Raw genomic sequence first — 15,379 nt, 5'->3', positions numbered from 1 at the left:
CCCCAATGGATACTGAACAGGCATCTCCCACCCAGCAAAATCAACCAACTTACCACCCAACTCAACATGCAAAGCGTGAAGAGGCGTGCGTCTTAAGGATGTCATGATGGCTACCTTCTAATTATATAGTGAACAGAAGCTATCCCGTCAGTCTGACCCAAGCTGAATATTTTGCAACGATTCAGCCCCGGTTTTCGATGGCAGACCAAGGACTGGCCAGGCTCGTATGCGAGTGTATGCTTTAATAATGTTCCTATAGGAAACTTTTTTCCATTAAGCAACACTCTTTAGATCGCGCCTAACTTACTGCTTTGCTTTTCCAATCCTTCCCAGACCATACGAAGGTAGAAGCTCAGATCTTACAGCACCTTATCACATTCATGACCTCAGTTTCTGAACCGCACAATCCAGAACCTTCAAGCCGGCAACCAGGTCAGTTTCGGTTGTATCCTCGGCAAAATCGTGGCTGATTCCACCAATTGACGGGACAAACAGCATCGCAACCGGCATCATGCGCGAAACATTGGTTGCATCATGCAAAGCCCCTGATGGCATCCGTCGCCACCGGCCTGGCGCGATCTGCTCGGCAGCCGCTTCCAGCGCTTTGCGAAGTTTGTGATCCATCGCCACAGGCTCTAAGCCCAGAAGGGATCCATAGCTAAGCTCCACACCCGTTTGTGCGGCGATATCGCTCGCGGTGTTGCGAATGATCTCTTCCATCTTTGCCAGCCGATCTGCATCTCCATCGCGCCACTGCATCGAGAAACGCACGCGGCCCGGCACGATTGAGGACGCGCTGGGATGCAGGTCTACATGCCCAATAGTCCAGACTGTTTGCGGCGTTACCACGTTACGAAACTGGTCATTAAGGCGTGAATTGAATAGGGACAGCGCTTGAAATGCATCGCGTCGCAGGTGCATGGGCGTTGTACCTGCGTGGTTTTGCTGGCCAACAAACTGAATCACCATATCGCGAATGCCGACGATGTCGGTAACAACACCGATCTGGTCACCCTGCGTGTCAAGCGAGGGGCCTTGTTCGATATGCATTTCGATGAACCCGGTGAACCGACCCGGGTCGACGAAACTAGCGGCACAATCCGCCATCGACGCGCGCGCGCAACCAAAGGTCTCTCCGGTATGATCAGTCAGCTCATCTGCCCGTTCCAGATCCAATTCGCCAGACCAAACCGCCGAGCCCGTTGTGACACCGAACCGACCTTCTTCATCTTGAAAGCTGACAACTGAAATAGGTTGCTCACTGGACCGCGCGACCTCAAGCGCCGCTATCACACCCAATGCGCCATCCAGCCAACCGCCTTCGGGTTGGCTATCTGAATGCGACCCCATCAACAGCGACGGTCCTTCAGCTAATCCGAAAAGGTTTCCAACCGGGTCGAAATGGGGGGTCAACCCGGCTTCGGCCATGCGGCCTGCCAGCCAATGACGGGCTGCAATGTCAGCTTCAGAATAAGCAGGCCGAATGACACCTTTGCCCACGCCAGAAGCTCCGAACTGCCGTAATTTATGCAGATCTTCCAGAAACCGTTTTTCGTCGACTGCCATTACATTCCCCCGATCAACCAGAATGCACAATACGCCCGTCAGATTAGCTCGCAAGGGAGGGGCGTGAATTGATGCAGTTTTTCCCCAAACCCCTCTGGCCCCGAACGCGAAGCTGCCCTAAGACTTCGTCGCAAGAGGGTTCGAAATGTCATTCATTACATTGGTGCGTCACGGGCAGGCCAACACCGCCGCGCGGGACGAGAATAGCTACGACAGGCTCAGCGATCTGGGCCACCAGCAAGCGCGTTGGCTGGGTGCGCATCTGAAAGATACCCAGGCCCATCACCCTCGGGTCTATTGTGGCACCCTTACACGTCATATGGAGACAGCAGCCAGCATGGGTTTGGCCGAACCTGTGCACGACGCGCGCCTCAACGAAATTGAATACTTCACCCTCGCGCAGCTGTTTCATGAGCAACATGGCGTGGCGATTCCAATCGACCGCGAAGAGTTTGTGGAACATCTTCCCAAGACATTTACCGCTTGGGCCAATGGCGAAATTGAAAACCCGCCAGAGACCTTCGTCGAATTTGAAACCCGCGTCCGCGACGCGTTGCGCGACATCGGGACCGAAGGCGGGCCCGCGATTGTTGTGACATCCGGGGGGCTGATCTCGATGGTGGTCCGGCAGGCTATGATGCTGGATATCACTTCGATGGCACGGGTGGCGCTTGCCATCATGAATACGTCGATGCATCGTCTGCACCCAATCGGTTCACAGCTGAGCCCGGTCCTGTTCAATGCAGTGCCCCATCTGGAAGCACCAGATCGGCATTTTGCCCAAACCCACCTGTAAGGAGGCTCGGATGCAGCTCTATTTTGCCCCCCGCACAATCTCAGTCGCTGTGGCGATTGCGCTGGAAGAGGCCGGTTTGGAATATGAAGCCGTGCAGCTTGATTTCGCCGGGGGTGAGCAGACAAAGCCTGCGTACAGACAAATTAATCCCAAAGGCCGTGTACCTGCGCTTGCGGTTGATGGTGGCATTTTGACTGAAACCGGCGCCCTGCTGGAGTTTGTTGCCGCCAAAGCACCCGAGGTCGGGCTGGTTCCGGCAGATCCCGTGATGGCAGCGCGAATGCGGGAGGTAATGTATTATCTGGCCTCGACCATGCATGTGAACCACGCGCACAAACTGCGCGGGCCTCGTTGGGCGGACAAGAAGGCCAGTTGGAAGGACATGAAGGACAAGGTACCCCAGACGATGACCGAGTCATGCGGCTATATCGTTTCAAACGGGCTGCGTGGTCCGTTCGTGTTGGGTGAGACACTCTCGCTAGCCGACGCTTACCTCTATGTGGTCTGTAGCTGGCTGGAAGGTGACGGCGTCGACGTTTCGGCCTTTCCCAAGATCATCGCCTTCCGCGAGGCGATGGAGGCTCGGCCATCGGTTCAGGCGGTGCGCGCCGCCGGAATGCTCTGACAAAAGGAAGTATGATGACACATCTCTGGGTCCGGGCGGAACAGCGCCCGAACGAGGAACGGGTCGGGCTTACCCCTGAAGGTGCCGCCGCACTGATCGCTGCAGGCATTCGTGTGACGGTCGAAAAAAGCTCTGTACGGGCTATTCCTTTGGATGGTTACAGACAGGCAGGTTGCGAAATCGCGTCCGAGAATTCGTGGCCAGAAGCCCCGCTTGACGCAATCGTCTTTGGCTTGAAAGAGCTGCCCGAGGATGGCACGCCCTTGCCTCACCGCCACATCATGTTTGGCCATGCTTATAAGGGTCAGCATTCTGGACGCGAATTGTTGCGGCGGTTTAAGGCCGGTGGCGGCACGCTTTATGACTTGGAATATCTGGTGGACGCAGATGGCCGCAGGGTTGCTGCCTTTGGCTATTGGGCCGGTTACGCCGGGGCTGCGGTTACACTGAAGACATGGGCAGCGCAGCAACGCGGGCAGGAATGCCCACCCGTTGGTGTTTATGCCAACAAAGACGCGTTGAATGCTGAACTGATGGCCGAACTGGATGCTACAGGAGCCGAGCGTCCCCGCGCCATCGTTATCGGCGCGTTAGGCCGTGTCGGCACCGGCGCCGCCGATATGTGCGAGGCCATGGGGGTTGCCGTCACCAAATGGGACATTGCCGAGACGTCCAGCGGCGGGCCATTTCCCGAAATCCTTGATCATGATCTCTTCCTGAACTGCATCTTCGCCCGACCGGGCACCCCGGTTTTTGTCCCGCGCGATGCTCTGAGCGCAAAACGCAGTCTGACGGCCATCGGCGACGTGGCCTGCGACCCGGACAGCGATTACAACCCAGTGCCGGTCTATGACCGTGCCACCTCATGGAACGCCCCTGCTTTGCGCGTGGCGACCAACCCGGTCATGGATGTGATGGCCATCGACAATTTGCCGTCGATGCTGCCCGTCGAAAGCTCGCAAGACTACGCGGCGCAATTGCTACCGTCCCTGCTGACGCTGACCGATCTGGACAGCGGTGTCTGGGGGCGGGCTGAGGCAACCTACAAAACACATATCGAAGGGATCTGAGAGATGACGATTCACTGGTGTGGCACCGGCCTGTCGGCCATCCCCGGCCTGCGCCGCCTAATCGAAGGCGGGCACAAGGTCGCTGTCTGGAACCGGACCGTGGACAAGGCCAAGGCCGAGGTCGGAGACCTGACTGATGACATCCGCGCCTTCGACATCGACGCCCTAGGCGCGGTGCTTGAGAAGGGCGACATCATCGTCTCGATGCTGCCGGGTGACTGGCATGTACCACTGGCAGAGCTGGCAATTTCGAAAGAGGCCAACTTTGTGTCGTCTTCCTACATCGCGCCCGAGATGCGCGCTTTGGACGACAAGGCGCGCGAGGCAGGTGTCGCGCTGGTCAACGAGGTCGGGTTGGACCCTGGGATCGACCACCTGATGGCGCATGCTCTGGTCGCCGACTACCGCGCCTCGGGCGCCTTCGATCCCCAGAACCACCTAAGCTTTATCTCGTATTGCGGCGGGATCCCGAAGAACCCAAACCCGTTCCGCTACAAGTTCAGCTGGTCTCCATTGGGTGTTCTAAAGGCGCTGCGCTCACCGTCGAAATCAATCCGCGACTATGCCCCATTGGACGTCGCGCGCCCGTGGGACGCGATCAGCAGCTATATCGCCCCGCTGCCCACGCCCGAAAGCTTCGAGGTCTACCCGAACCGCGACTCGATCCCGTTTAAGGCCGAGTACCAGTTCGAGGATCACTGGCCGGTCAAAGAATTCGTCCGCGGCACCCTGCGCCTGAACGGTTGGGCTGACGCGTGGTCGGATGTGTTTACTGAAATCGAGACCCTCACAGGGCCAGAAGGCGACGCCCGCCTGAAAGAGATGTCGGATCAGTTCTGGGAAGAAAACGCCTATGACGAGGGCGAACCCGACCGCGTGGTTCTGTGTGTGGGCCTGAAAGCCGAGAAAGAAGGCGTTGAGGTCTGGCATAAGACCTATGTCATGGACGCTTGGGGTGACGAACGCGGCACGGCCATGGCACGCCTGGTTTCGATCCCGGTGTCCCTTGCAGTCGAAGCCGTCCTGAACCGTGCTATCCCTGCCGGTGTCCACGCCGCGCCAAGTGATCCGAAACTGGTACAGGGTTGGATGGACGAGATCGACACACTGGCGCAACACCTGCAAATCGCGGACCACACTGCCTAAAACGCAATCAGCCGCTTCGAACACGCGAAGCGGCTGATCACATTGTGGCGTCGCTGACAGCCGTCAAATATATTGCGCTATCACCGCTTCAACATCGCAGCGATTGAGCCCAAGCTCTGACAATTCGAAATCTGAAAGACGGTTCAGCTCTTGACCGGCGCGAACGATATCGGCTTGGATTGCGCGCATTCTCATCGCCTGATCGAACAATAACAGCGCACTGTTAGACACGTTCTGTTTCGGATTTGGGTTGCTATCCAGCATATTCGTTACCTCGCGCTTACTTACATAGATTGCTTTTCGGATCGCACCGGACAGTACCTAAGAGCAGGCCTGATAGGGCGTGTTGTGATAAACGTTTCGATATACGCGCTGCCGTATCTCAGCGCGTGGGATGCCGATATCGCTAAGCTGATGATCATTGAGCTTTTCAAGCACTCGGATCGTCTTGTTGTAAACTCTGCGACGCTGCCATGCAGATGGGGCCTCAGGCTGGTTCGCAAACTGGCCGAAGAAAAGAGACCGATAATCAGCCGCGGTTGTATTGACGTGTGCCATGTCGAATTCCTCCAGTATTCATCGTTGCTGTTGATGAACCTGATAAAAGAACTCGACATTAACCTCGGAGGAACGCCGCATTAATATTGTTTAATGAAAGCGGATCAACCAATCCGATGCGCCAGCATCCGGACCAACCCATACGCCATAACGCGAGAACAGGGATTACATCAGATCGTTTTCAACATCTTCGGCAGAGATTCCCAGCGCATCCAACCCATTTTCCAGGTGATCGGATAAATGCGGCGTTCCTATCAGATAATCCGCGCAAGGGGTTGAGGCCTCGGACTTTGCGGTAGCAATGGCCTCGGCCAGATCTTCAGCGAAGAAGCTCTCACGACCGACCCACATGACGGCGACCAGTTCTGCTTGTTCATCCTCGCTCATGCGTTCGATGAATGCGCGTAACTCGCCCTCGGCCCGGTTCAACTCTCGCCCCATCATGGCAACCTGGGCGATTTTTCTTGCCGAGATTTCCAACATGTCCCAACTCCTCGTGTTCGCGGTTCACTGTTATCTGAACGATGCCACAGGCGATCGTCTTTGATCTTGCGCAAAGCGGAGGGCTTTACTGATGTGAACGCGATACCGGCTGATCAGGAACGGGCGCGGTGCGAAAGGGGCTGAACCGGGCGCGCTTGACCCATAGCTTAAGCGCTTGCCAGTGGATCAGAAACACCGCCCTTCGCGCTCCGAACGGTCGGCGCCAGAGCGATTTCAGAATAATGCGGTTGCTAAGCGGCCGGCGTGGACCCGTCAGGGTGGCGATCAGCCCCCCGCTGCCGCGGCCATAGTCGATCCAGACACCCACGCGCTCGTCGCGATAATCAAATCGAAACGTATAGGTCCCTTCAATTTCTTGAAACGGCGAGACATGCATCAACTTGTCAGCCAGTATCCGATCAGTTGACGCGATGGGCGAATGATCGGGTTTGTGGCACAGATAGCTGTGACGCGTACCATAAGTATTGGTCACTTCAGCAACCACAGCATAGAGCTGATTCACGTCATCAAAGCAGAACCAGAAACTCACGGGATTGAACACATGCCCAAGCATGCGCGGTTGGGTCAACAGAGTGATCTGATCCGGCTGAGGAATACCCTGCGCCTCAAAACACTCACGCAGCCAAATCGCGCCGCGACCCCGACCAGGCTCACCACCGTGATCGCTATCTCGCCATCCGGTCAGATTCACCTTGTTGAACGAAAACAAAAAGGGCGTCTTGGCACATGCTTCAGGGTCAAACAGAACATAATCGATTGAATAGCGAAACGAATTATCGATCGCACCCTTGCGCCCATGAAAGGTATGACCCGCGATGTGATCAACAGTGTTCATAACGCAGATGTTCCGTACTGACTGCAAACTGTTCAAAAGACATCCATTTCCGAATGCCCCTACATCATACATTACGAAATACTGCTCGTTTTGGATGAAATTTTTTGCACCAGACTGATCCAACTTGGGTCAGACAACGTAATGAGGTTATGTTTACCGAGATAGATACCGTGACCTTGGACGATGCGGCAGCACAACCTGCTGTCAAAAGTGCCGTGCACGGAGCCAAACGATTCAAAGGTAAATCGGTGAACGGACAAAACAAAGATTGTGACACGAGAAAGGAATGGGTGGATCACGTCCGTCGCATCCGAGATGCGAAGGATCAGATCGCATTTGCTGAACTGTTCCAGCATTTTGCACCTCGAATAAAGGCATTTCTAATCAAGTCCGGGTCAGACGCTGCACTGGCGGAGGAATGCGCGCAGGAGGTCATGGCGACCTTGTGGCACAAGGCGCATCTGTTTGACCCGACAAGGGCAACGGTTGCGACCTGGGTGTTCACTATCGCAAGAAACAAGCGCATTGACGTATTGCGAAAGCAACGCCGCCCTGAACCCGAAGACCTCTGGTGGGGGCCAGAGGCGGAGCCGGAACAGGAAGATGTTCTGGCGCTGCAACAGGAAACCGCGCAGCTGCGTGATGCCATGGCGGCATTACCCGAGGCGCAAAGACAGCTGATCGAGAAGGCCTACTTCGGAGATCTGAGCCATCGAGAAATCGCATCTCAGACCGGGTTACCTTTGGGGACGATCAAATCACGGATACGGCTGGCGCTGGACCGCTTGCGCTACGCGATGAACTGAGATGACGAGCATGAGAAACGAGATTAAACATCACCTGACAGACGACCTGCTGATGGCCTATGCCGCAGGCAATCTGCCCGAAGCGTTCGACCTGATGGTCGCCACGCACCTATCTCTTTGCGACCACTGCCGCGCCCGCGCTGAAAGCTTTGACGCAGTTGGCGGATGCGTTTTACAGGAACAAGATGCGACTGCAAGCATGAGCGACGGTTCATTGGCGGCAACAATGGCATTGATTGCTCAGGGTGCACCAAAGGCGAAACCCGCGCGACCATCTTGTGCAGTTCTTCCGGCACCGCTGCAGGACTATGTTGGCGGCGACGTGAACGCGATCAAATGGAAGCCCGTCGGCATGGGTGTCAAACAGGCAATCCTGCCCACGACCAGCGAAGCCACCGCCCGGTTGTTGTTTATCCCCGCCGGGGCAGCGGTGCCGGATCACAGCCATAATGGCATAGAACTGACGATGGTCCTGCAGGGTGCATTCTCAGATGAGATTGATCGCTTCGCCCGCGGCGATGTCGAAATTGCCGACCAATCTATCCATCACACGCCCACGGCAGATATTTCCGAAGATTGCATTTGCCTGGCCGTTACCGACGCTCCGCTGAAGTTTAGCAAGTTGATGCCGCGCCTGTTCCAGCCATTTCTTCGAATCTAATTCGTTGTGGTAGGGTTGTTTACCGACGCCAACTAAATGGGAGATCTCAGTATTGTTAAGGATGGCAACTTTAGCGCTGTTAATGGCCTTCGGAGCCAGCGTTTCCGCTCAGATGACAGCAGAAGTGAAATTCCAACCGGGCAATTTCGGTACGATGGTGAATGGTACTGTAACCGGAAACGAATATTTCGACTATAAACTGGGCGCCAAGGCTGGGCAGGAGATGTTCGCCGACCTCAAGGTCAGTGACACCAACGGCTATGGCGTGATCTATTTCAATATCCTGCCGCCGAACAGTGACGGGGTTGCAATTTACAATGGTTCAATTGATGGCAATACCGCCCGGATCGAGCTTCCAGATAATGGCGACTACACCATACGTGTTTATCTGATGGGGAACGATCGCGACACCGGCAAGACGGTTGGTTATAATTTGGACCTGTCGATCCAGTAACGCTCAACCTTCGGTCTTTCCCAGAGGCACCACATTTGTGTGGTCATCCGGCGCAATCTCTTCGAAGTCAAAATTGTCCAACCGCTGCGCACGACGGCCCGCCTTTTCGGCGCTTATCTTGATTTCCGAGATATCCTTGGCCGCCTGACCAAAATGGCGATCAAGGTTCGAGACACGTTCACCCAAACGGTCCACATCCTTGTGCAGCATTCCCAGCTCCTTGCGGATGGCACCGGCCTGCTCGCGCATGCGCGCGTCTTTGAGGATCGCGCGCATGGTGTTCAGCGTCGCCATGCAGGTGGTCGGAGACACGATCCAGACGCGTTTCGAAAAACTCTCCTGCACAAGTTCCGGGAACTTGGCGTGCAGCTCGGCATAGACCGCCTCGGACGGCAGGAACATCAGCGCCCCATCAGCTGTTTCACCGTCCAGAATGTACTTCTCGGCGATATCGTTGATGTGCTTGCGCACGGTACTGCGGAACATCTGCACCGCGGCTTTCAGCTCCATATCGTTGGTCGATCCGATCAGCGCCTCATAGGCCTCCAACGGAAACTTACTGTCGATCACGATCGGTCCTGGGGGGTTGGGCAGGTTGATCAGGCAGTCCGCCCGCCGCCCGTTCGATAAAGTGGCCTGCAGCTGAAAACTGTCCGATGGAAGCGCCTTCGAGACGATATCGTTCAGCTGGATTTCCCCGAACGCCCCGCGCGTCTGTTTGTTCGACAGGATGTCCTGTAGGCTTAAAACGTCGCCAGACAGCTTGGTAATATTGTCTTGCGCCTTGTCAATTGCAGCCAGACGTTCCTGAAGCTGCGTCAGCGAAGTCGCCGTCTGCTTCGACGAGCCATGCAGCGATTCCTTCATCCGCTCCTGCATCTCAGCCAAGGCGCGCGCCGATTTCATCGCGTTATCCGCCAGCCGGTCATTCATCTGCTGCTGCACCGAAGACAGGCGGGATTCGACCGTTTGGATCACCTGCACCTGCGCATTGGCCTGCGTGTCCGAGACATGCTGCAATCCGCCGCGAAGTTGCTCCTGCCCTTGACCAAGCTGCTGCACATGCTGTCCCAAATGGGCCATCTGCCGGGCCAAGGGTTCGGCCATCCGGGCCGAGCGTTGTGACGCCCGTAGCGATAGAAACAGCAAGAGCAGAATCAACGCCACAACTCCGCCAGTGATCAGGATGACGGGGTCATTCAACGCATATTGAGTACCAGCTATCTCGATCATGTCGCCTCGGATGTTCTTGTTTTATTCTTCATAGCCCGACAGGGCCGATGGATCAACTGCGACCGAACAGGCGTTCGATATCGCTGAGCTTCAGTTCCACATAGGTCGGCCGCCCATGGTTGCATTGGCCGGAATGGGGCGTCGCCTCCATCTCGCGCAGCAGGGCGTTCATTTCTTCTGCCCGCATCCGACGGCCTGATCGGACTGAACCATGACAGGCCACCCGGCTGAGGATCGCCTCAATCCGTGCCTGCACGGTTTGGCTTTCGCCCTGATCGGCAAGCTCATCCAGGATATCGAGGATCATGGCTCGAGCATCGACTTCACCCAGAATGGCCGGAGTTTCGCGCACAGCGACCGCTCCACCGCCAAAGGGTTCGATGGTCAGCCCAAAGCGCGCAAGATCATCAGCGACGGCCATCAACCGCGCGCAGTCCCCTTCTGTCAGATCGACAATTTCAGGGATCAACAGGGCTTGGGCGGCGACACCGTTTTCGGCCACCTGGCGTTTGAGCTTTTCGTAGACCAACCGTTCATGCGCGGCGTGCTGATCGACGATCACCATGCCGTCTGCCGTCTGGGCAATGATGTAATTCTCGTGCACCTGACCTCGTGCGGCCCCCAATGGCAGGTCCTGCGGTTCTTCCACTGGAGCAGTTTCTGGCACCGGCTCCACGATACGCCCGCTATAATTCTGTGACAGCTCCGCAAAGCCAGGAGATTGCGCACGATAGGCCGCCTGACGCGCCATCGGTGACGGACGATCCATCTGATACACCCGCGCTGGCGCAGCGGGCGCGGGCTCGGGCCGCATCGCACCCAAGGTTGCATTTGCGACAGTCGAAGACGCACGATGTCCGGCCTCGGCCAGCGCGTGGCGCAGGCTGGATACGATCAACCCACGTGCTAGGCCCGGATCGCGGAACCGAACCTCGGATTTAGCCGGATGCACATTCACGTCCACCATCGTTGGATCACAGTCGATAAACAGCGCTGCGGCCGGATGTCGATCGCGACTGAGAAAATCGAAATAGGCCGCGCGCAGAGCACCGGTTAGCATCTTGTCCCGCACAGGTCGTCCGTTGACAAACAGATACTGCGCGACGGCAGCCCCACGCGAATAGGTCGGGAGCGCGGCATAACCATACAGCCTGAGCCCTTCGCGGGTGGCATCAATCTGCAACGCGTTCTCAGCGAATTCACGTCCTAGTATGCGCGCCAATCGGGCGTGCAACGCATCAAACAGATCGCCATTCTCGCGGTCGGCGCGGAAGGTCACGCGACCTTCTCCACCACCCGAAACATCACGTAGGGTGAACGCAATTGCAGGCTCGGCCATCGCAAGACGTTTCACGATGTCGGAAATTGCCTGCGCCTCAGCCCGGTCCGTGCGCATGAACTTCAACCGTGCCGGGGTCGCGTAGAATAGGTCTCGCAGCTCGACCACTGTCCCCGTGCGCAAAGCGGCAGGCTTCACCGCCTCCACTTTGCCACCCGCCACGTGGATTTTAGCGGCTTCCGAGCCCGGTACGCGACTGGTAATGGTCAAACGACCAACCGCTCCCAGCGAGGGCAGCGCTTCCCCGCGAAACCCAAATGTGTGGATATTTAGCAGATCGGACCCGTCGATCTTTGATGTCGCATGACGCGACAACGCCAGCGGTAAATCTTCAGCGGCGATGCCGCAGCCATCATCGGTTATACGAATCAGGGTCTTGCCGCCATCCGCGACTTCGACGGCAATGCGTTTGGCCCCGGCATCTATGGCATTTTCGACCAATTCTTTAACTGCAGAGGCCGGCCGTTCCACGACTTCACCTGCAGCAATCCGATTGATCGCTGCATCATCAAGCTGCCGAATTACCGGGCGATCATTGCTGATATTGGGGTCTGCATACACCATACCACTATACCTAGCATAGATATGCGCGATTCGACCACAGGTTTGGATGGTTCAGCGGGCGAGCAAATGATGTATCCGGCCAGCTTAACCCTGTCGTAAAGGGGGTAGCGACTTAGGTCAATACTGGCCGGATATACCAGAGTGAGTGGTGGTCTTGTGGTATTTGATCAAGGCTTGCGTACCATCGCACATGGAATAAATCCCGTTAATATTTGGAAATTGTTTCCATTTGGCGAAGTTCAGCCGAAACCTTGCGAAACCCATTGGCGTGAATACGCCAAGTTAAGCCTGGCTGGGGGCTCCGCTGCGGGTTCGACAGGGGCCAAGGACGGCGGTCAGCGCCAGTATCAAGCCAGATATCGTCGCGATCATTCCCGCAGCACTAACAGCATCTGCACCCCCCAGCCACAATGGGCCGTACCCAGCCAGAACATATCCCGAGATGGCTGAAATGGTCGCGAACAGAACGCTCCAGACAATCTGGGTTTCCAGCCGGTTCGTCATCATCCGAGCCGCAGCGGGTGGACAGATGAACATGGCGATCACGATAATTGATCCCACGGCATCAAATGCAGCTACGGCAGCGATCGCCGCTGTGATGACCAGCGCCATACCCAACGCTCCGGTTCGGATGCCAATGGTACGAGCAAATCCTTCGTCGAATGTCGAGATCTTGAGCGGCCGCCAGAACAACCAGGTAAACAAGATGACACCCACCATCGTCAGTGCAATTCGGGACAATTCGGGGGGCAGACCAGCCAATGCCTGTACGTCCAGCAGAGACGACCAACCTGTGGCATCCAACCAGATCAAGCTTTCCAGATTGCCATAAAGCGCATGTTCCACGTCCAGATGAACCGTCGAGGTATCAGTCTGTTCCAACAGTAAAACCCCGCCCGCGAACATGGTTGTGAACACCACTCCCATTGCGGCGCCGGGTTCAATCTGACCTAATCGTCGGATCGCCTCGATCATCACAACGGCAACGACAGCGGCCCCGGCCGCGCCGAGCATCATGGGCCAAGTAGAGATCGCACCTGTCAGCAGAAACGCCACGACAATGCCGGGCAGAACCACATGGCTGATCGCATCGCCAATAAGGGCCTGTTTACGAAGAACCAGAAAGTTTCCGGGAAGCGCGCAAGCGATGGCTGCAAATGTTCCAATCAACAGAGGCGTCAGCGACAGAGGGACAAATTCTTCACCACTCATGGCATGACCTCCTGCGGGCCACCGATGCGACGGTCTATTTCGGCGATCTGATCGCGCGTTAGAACAGTCTCGATATCACGCAAACCATCGTACAGCGCCGCGGTGGCCTCGTGCGCCTGATCGGCACGTACGAATTCCCACCGCTTTTCGTCCCGCAGCGCTTTGGCGGCGCGCGCTTTCCCTTCATCTGTCGCGACACCATCGGCGCGCACGATACCCGCACGACGCAGCAGGCGAATGGTCAGTGGCTCATAGATCTTCTGACCTTGCGCCAGCGCCAGAAGACCCTGCCGGATATGCACGCGTCGCTGGAATCTAAGGTGCCGCAGTACCGCCGCCAAAACGCCTCGAACCGGTGCGAACAAAAGTGACAGCGCGAAAGATCCAAAACTGACCAGGACAATGATCGGACCGGTTGGCAGGTTCGGTGCCGAGGCCGAAATTCCTGCCCCCAAAAAGCCAGCAAGCCCCCCGGATATCCCTGCCAGCAGCGCAACACGGTCGGATCGTTCTGTCCAAAACCGCGCTGTCACCGGAGGAATGATGAGCAGTGCAACAATCAGGATCAGACCAACGATCTTCAACCCGACCACAGTGACCGCCATAACAAGTCCCATCATCGCCAGATCAATCCGGTGCACAGGCAACCCACGCGCGGCGGCGTATTCGGGATCAAAGGCCACCATCGTCATCGGACGGCGGATAATCATCACCAGCAACAGAGTCGCCGCGCCACCGATTGCGATCACCAGCGCGTCTGCCCAGAGCATTCCGGAGGTGGACCCAAGCAAGAACCCCTCCAACCCAGCCTGACGTCCAACACCCATGGTCTGAATCACCGTCAGCAGGACAACGCCAAACCCAAAGAAAACCGAAAGAACCGCACCGATTGCAGCATCCTCTGCAAGCCGCGTATGACGCGTCAGCCAGTTCATGCAAAGCAGACCGACCCAAGCCGATAAGGCCGAACCGACCAACAGTCCAATTAGATTGCGCCCATCCCCTCCAAACGCCACCAATGCCATGAAGGCAAGGCAAACCCCCGGCAGGGTCGCATGGCTAATGGCATCACTTACGAGGGCACGCTTACGCAGGAATAGAAACGTGCCGGTCACTCCCGCTGAAATGCCCAGCAACGTCGCACCGATCGCGACCAGCGTGGCGTTATAGCCAAGCTGCAGGGTCAGAGCATCCCAAAGCATGATTATCCCAGTGCGCGTGAAATCTGATCGATCTGTGCCGTTGCGAGGCGTCCGCCATAAGCGGCTTGCAACGTTTCCGCAGTAAAGGCCTGCTCAACCGAACCTTCGGCCACTTTGCGGGTGTTGATCAGGAACACATGATCGAAATAGTCCGCAACCGTCGCCAAGTCGTGATGTACCACGACAACGGTCTTGCCAGCTTCTTTCAGCGATTTCAGTACAGCAATGATAGCCTTTTCGGTCGCGGCGTCTACGCCCGCAAAGGGCTCGTCCAGCAGGTACAGATCAGCATCCTGTGCCAATGCACGCGCAAGAAAGACCCTCTGCTGCTGACCACCGGAAAGCTGACCAATCTGACGGTCAGCAAACTCTCGCATTCCGACACGGTTCAAACAGTCCATGGCGCGGGCCATATGACGTGCGCGAACACGACCCAGCAGACCCAACTGGCGCGACAATCCCATCAGAACCACGTCAATCACGCGTGTCGGAAAATCCCAATCCACACTGGCGCGCTGCGGGACATAGGCGATGCGCGCACGCTGATCTTCGAGCGGCTGGCCAAACACCGTCACCTGACCGGACAGAGGCGATACGATCCCCAACGCGGCCTTGAGCAAAGTGGACTTGCCAGCCCCATTCGGTCCGATTATCGCCGTCATCGCGCCGGATTGCACCGTCATATCCACCGAGAACACTGCGGGCTTCTGACCGTACGAGACAGTCAGACCGCGAATGGCGAGCGGGCAGCGATCAATATCCTGCCCTTCAAACGAAACCCCTTGAACTGTAGCGAGTTCCAGCATGG

Annotated in this window: 17 protein-coding genes; 7 read left to right on the top strand and 10 right to left on the bottom strand. The window is 56.8% G+C overall.

From position 1 onward, the window contains the following. Nucleotides 1-378: 378 nt before the first annotated feature. On the bottom strand, nt 379-1,566 hold the full coding sequence (locus tag ACR0DU_RS07100; RefSeq protein ID WP_480873280.1) for a Zn-dependent hydrolase: 1,188 nt from the start codon (nt 1,564-1,566) through the stop codon (nt 379-381). Between the two features lie 145 nt (nt 1,567-1,711). Here ACR0DU_RS07100 and ACR0DU_RS07095 point away from each other — a divergent pair, with 145 nt between their 5' ends. Genes ACR0DU_RS07095 through ACR0DU_RS07080 form a run of 4 tightly spaced genes read left to right on the top strand, consistent with a single transcriptional unit; the run spans nt 1,712 to nt 5,203 of the window. Next, a complete protein-coding gene (locus ACR0DU_RS07095; protein WP_480873279.1) occupies nt 1,712-2,362 on the top strand; it encodes a histidine phosphatase family protein in 651 nt (216 codons plus the stop codon). A gap of 10 nt (nt 2,363-2,372) precedes the next feature. Then, complete coding sequence (locus ACR0DU_RS07090) at nt 2,373-2,987, top strand: glutathione S-transferase family protein (protein WP_480873277.1); 615 nt, start codon at nt 2,373-2,375, stop codon at nt 2,985-2,987. Nucleotides 2,988-3,001: 14 nt separating this feature from the next. Further along, nucleotides 3,002-4,057, top strand: coding sequence for a saccharopine dehydrogenase (locus ACR0DU_RS07085; RefSeq protein ID WP_480873275.1), 1,056 nt, complete (start codon nt 3,002-3,004; stop codon nt 4,055-4,057). Between the two features lie 3 nt (nt 4,058-4,060). Beyond that, entirely contained in the window at nt 4,061-5,203 is a 1,143-nt protein-coding gene (locus tag ACR0DU_RS07080; RefSeq protein WP_170780343.1) for a saccharopine dehydrogenase C-terminal domain-containing protein, read from the top strand. A 63-nt stretch (nt 5,204-5,266) separates the two neighbouring features. Here the strand turns inward: ACR0DU_RS07080 and ACR0DU_RS07075 are convergent, their stop codons facing one another. From ACR0DU_RS07075 to ACR0DU_RS07060, 4 genes are all read right to left on the bottom strand, one after another. Then, on the bottom strand, nt 5,267-5,392 hold the full coding sequence (locus tag ACR0DU_RS07075; protein WP_170780342.1) for a DUF1127 domain-containing protein: 126 nt from the start codon (nt 5,390-5,392) through the stop codon (nt 5,267-5,269). A gap of 132 nt (nt 5,393-5,524) precedes the next feature. Beyond that, nucleotides 5,525-5,761 carry a DUF1127 domain-containing protein gene (locus ACR0DU_RS07070; RefSeq protein ID WP_170780341.1) on the bottom strand — a complete coding sequence of 79 codons (237 nt, stop codon included), beginning with the start codon at nt 5,759-5,761 and terminating at the stop codon, nt 5,525-5,527. A 165-nt stretch (nt 5,762-5,926) separates the two neighbouring features. Then, nucleotides 5,927-6,244: a DUF3775 domain-containing protein gene (locus ACR0DU_RS07065; RefSeq protein ID WP_010438669.1), complete on the bottom strand. Its 318-nt coding sequence runs from the start codon at nt 6,242-6,244 to the stop codon at nt 5,927-5,929. 85 nt (nt 6,245-6,329) lie between these two features. Continuing rightward, nucleotides 6,330-7,100 (bottom strand): DUF1365 domain-containing protein, encoded by a 771-nt coding sequence (locus ACR0DU_RS07060; protein ID WP_480873273.1) that lies wholly within the window; start codon nt 7,098-7,100, stop codon nt 6,330-6,332. A gap of 149 nt (nt 7,101-7,249) precedes the next feature. Between ACR0DU_RS07060 and ACR0DU_RS07055 the strand changes: the two genes are divergently transcribed. The 3 genes from ACR0DU_RS07055 to ACR0DU_RS07045 all read left to right on the top strand — a co-directional run bounded on the left by ACR0DU_RS07055 (nt 7,250) and on the right by ACR0DU_RS07045 (nt 9,021). After that, nucleotides 7,250-7,906 carry a sigma-70 family RNA polymerase sigma factor gene (locus tag ACR0DU_RS07055; RefSeq protein WP_480873271.1) on the top strand — a complete coding sequence of 219 codons (657 nt, stop codon included), beginning with the start codon at nt 7,250-7,252 and terminating at the stop codon, nt 7,904-7,906. A gap of 10 nt (nt 7,907-7,916) precedes the next feature. Beyond that, nucleotides 7,917-8,567 carry a ChrR family anti-sigma-E factor gene (locus ACR0DU_RS07050; RefSeq protein ID WP_480873269.1) on the top strand — a complete coding sequence of 217 codons (651 nt, stop codon included), beginning with the start codon at nt 7,917-7,919 and terminating at the stop codon, nt 8,565-8,567. 112 nt (nt 8,568-8,679) lie between these two features. Continuing rightward, nucleotides 8,680-9,021, top strand: coding sequence for a hypothetical protein (locus ACR0DU_RS07045; RefSeq protein WP_480873267.1), 342 nt, complete (start codon nt 8,680-8,682; stop codon nt 9,019-9,021). 3 nt (nt 9,022-9,024) lie between these two features. Here ACR0DU_RS07045 and ACR0DU_RS07040 read toward each other — a convergent pair whose 3' ends face one another. The 5 genes from ACR0DU_RS07040 to ACR0DU_RS07020 form a co-directional block, all read right to left on the bottom strand. Continuing rightward, entirely contained in the window at nt 9,025-10,254 is a 1,230-nt protein-coding gene (locus tag ACR0DU_RS07040; protein WP_480873265.1) for a DNA recombination protein RmuC, read from the bottom strand. Between the two features lie 52 nt (nt 10,255-10,306). Then, nucleotides 10,307-12,157, bottom strand: coding sequence for a DNA mismatch repair endonuclease MutL (gene mutL / locus ACR0DU_RS07035; protein ID WP_480873264.1), 1,851 nt, complete (start codon nt 12,155-12,157; stop codon nt 10,307-10,309). 282 nt (nt 12,158-12,439) lie between these two features. After that, entirely contained in the window at nt 12,440-13,369 is a 930-nt protein-coding gene (locus ACR0DU_RS07030; RefSeq protein WP_480873262.1) for a metal ABC transporter permease, read from the bottom strand. Beyond that, the gene (locus tag ACR0DU_RS07025; RefSeq protein WP_480873260.1) at nt 13,366-14,571 is read right to left on the bottom strand and encodes a metal ABC transporter permease; all 1,206 of its coding nucleotides are present in this window, start codon (nt 14,569-14,571) and stop codon (nt 13,366-13,368) included. The genes ACR0DU_RS07030 and ACR0DU_RS07025 overlap by 4 nt, the downstream gene beginning before the upstream one ends. Before the next feature lie 2 nt (nt 14,572-14,573). Next, nucleotides 14,574-15,377: a metal ABC transporter ATP-binding protein gene (locus ACR0DU_RS07020; protein WP_480873258.1), complete on the bottom strand. Its 804-nt coding sequence runs from the start codon at nt 15,375-15,377 to the stop codon at nt 14,574-14,576. Nucleotides 15,378-15,379 lie beyond the last annotated feature (2 nt).

The organism is Ruegeria sp. G2, from assembly GCF_056533505.1.
This window is presented reverse-complemented; position numbering and strand designations above follow the sequence as displayed.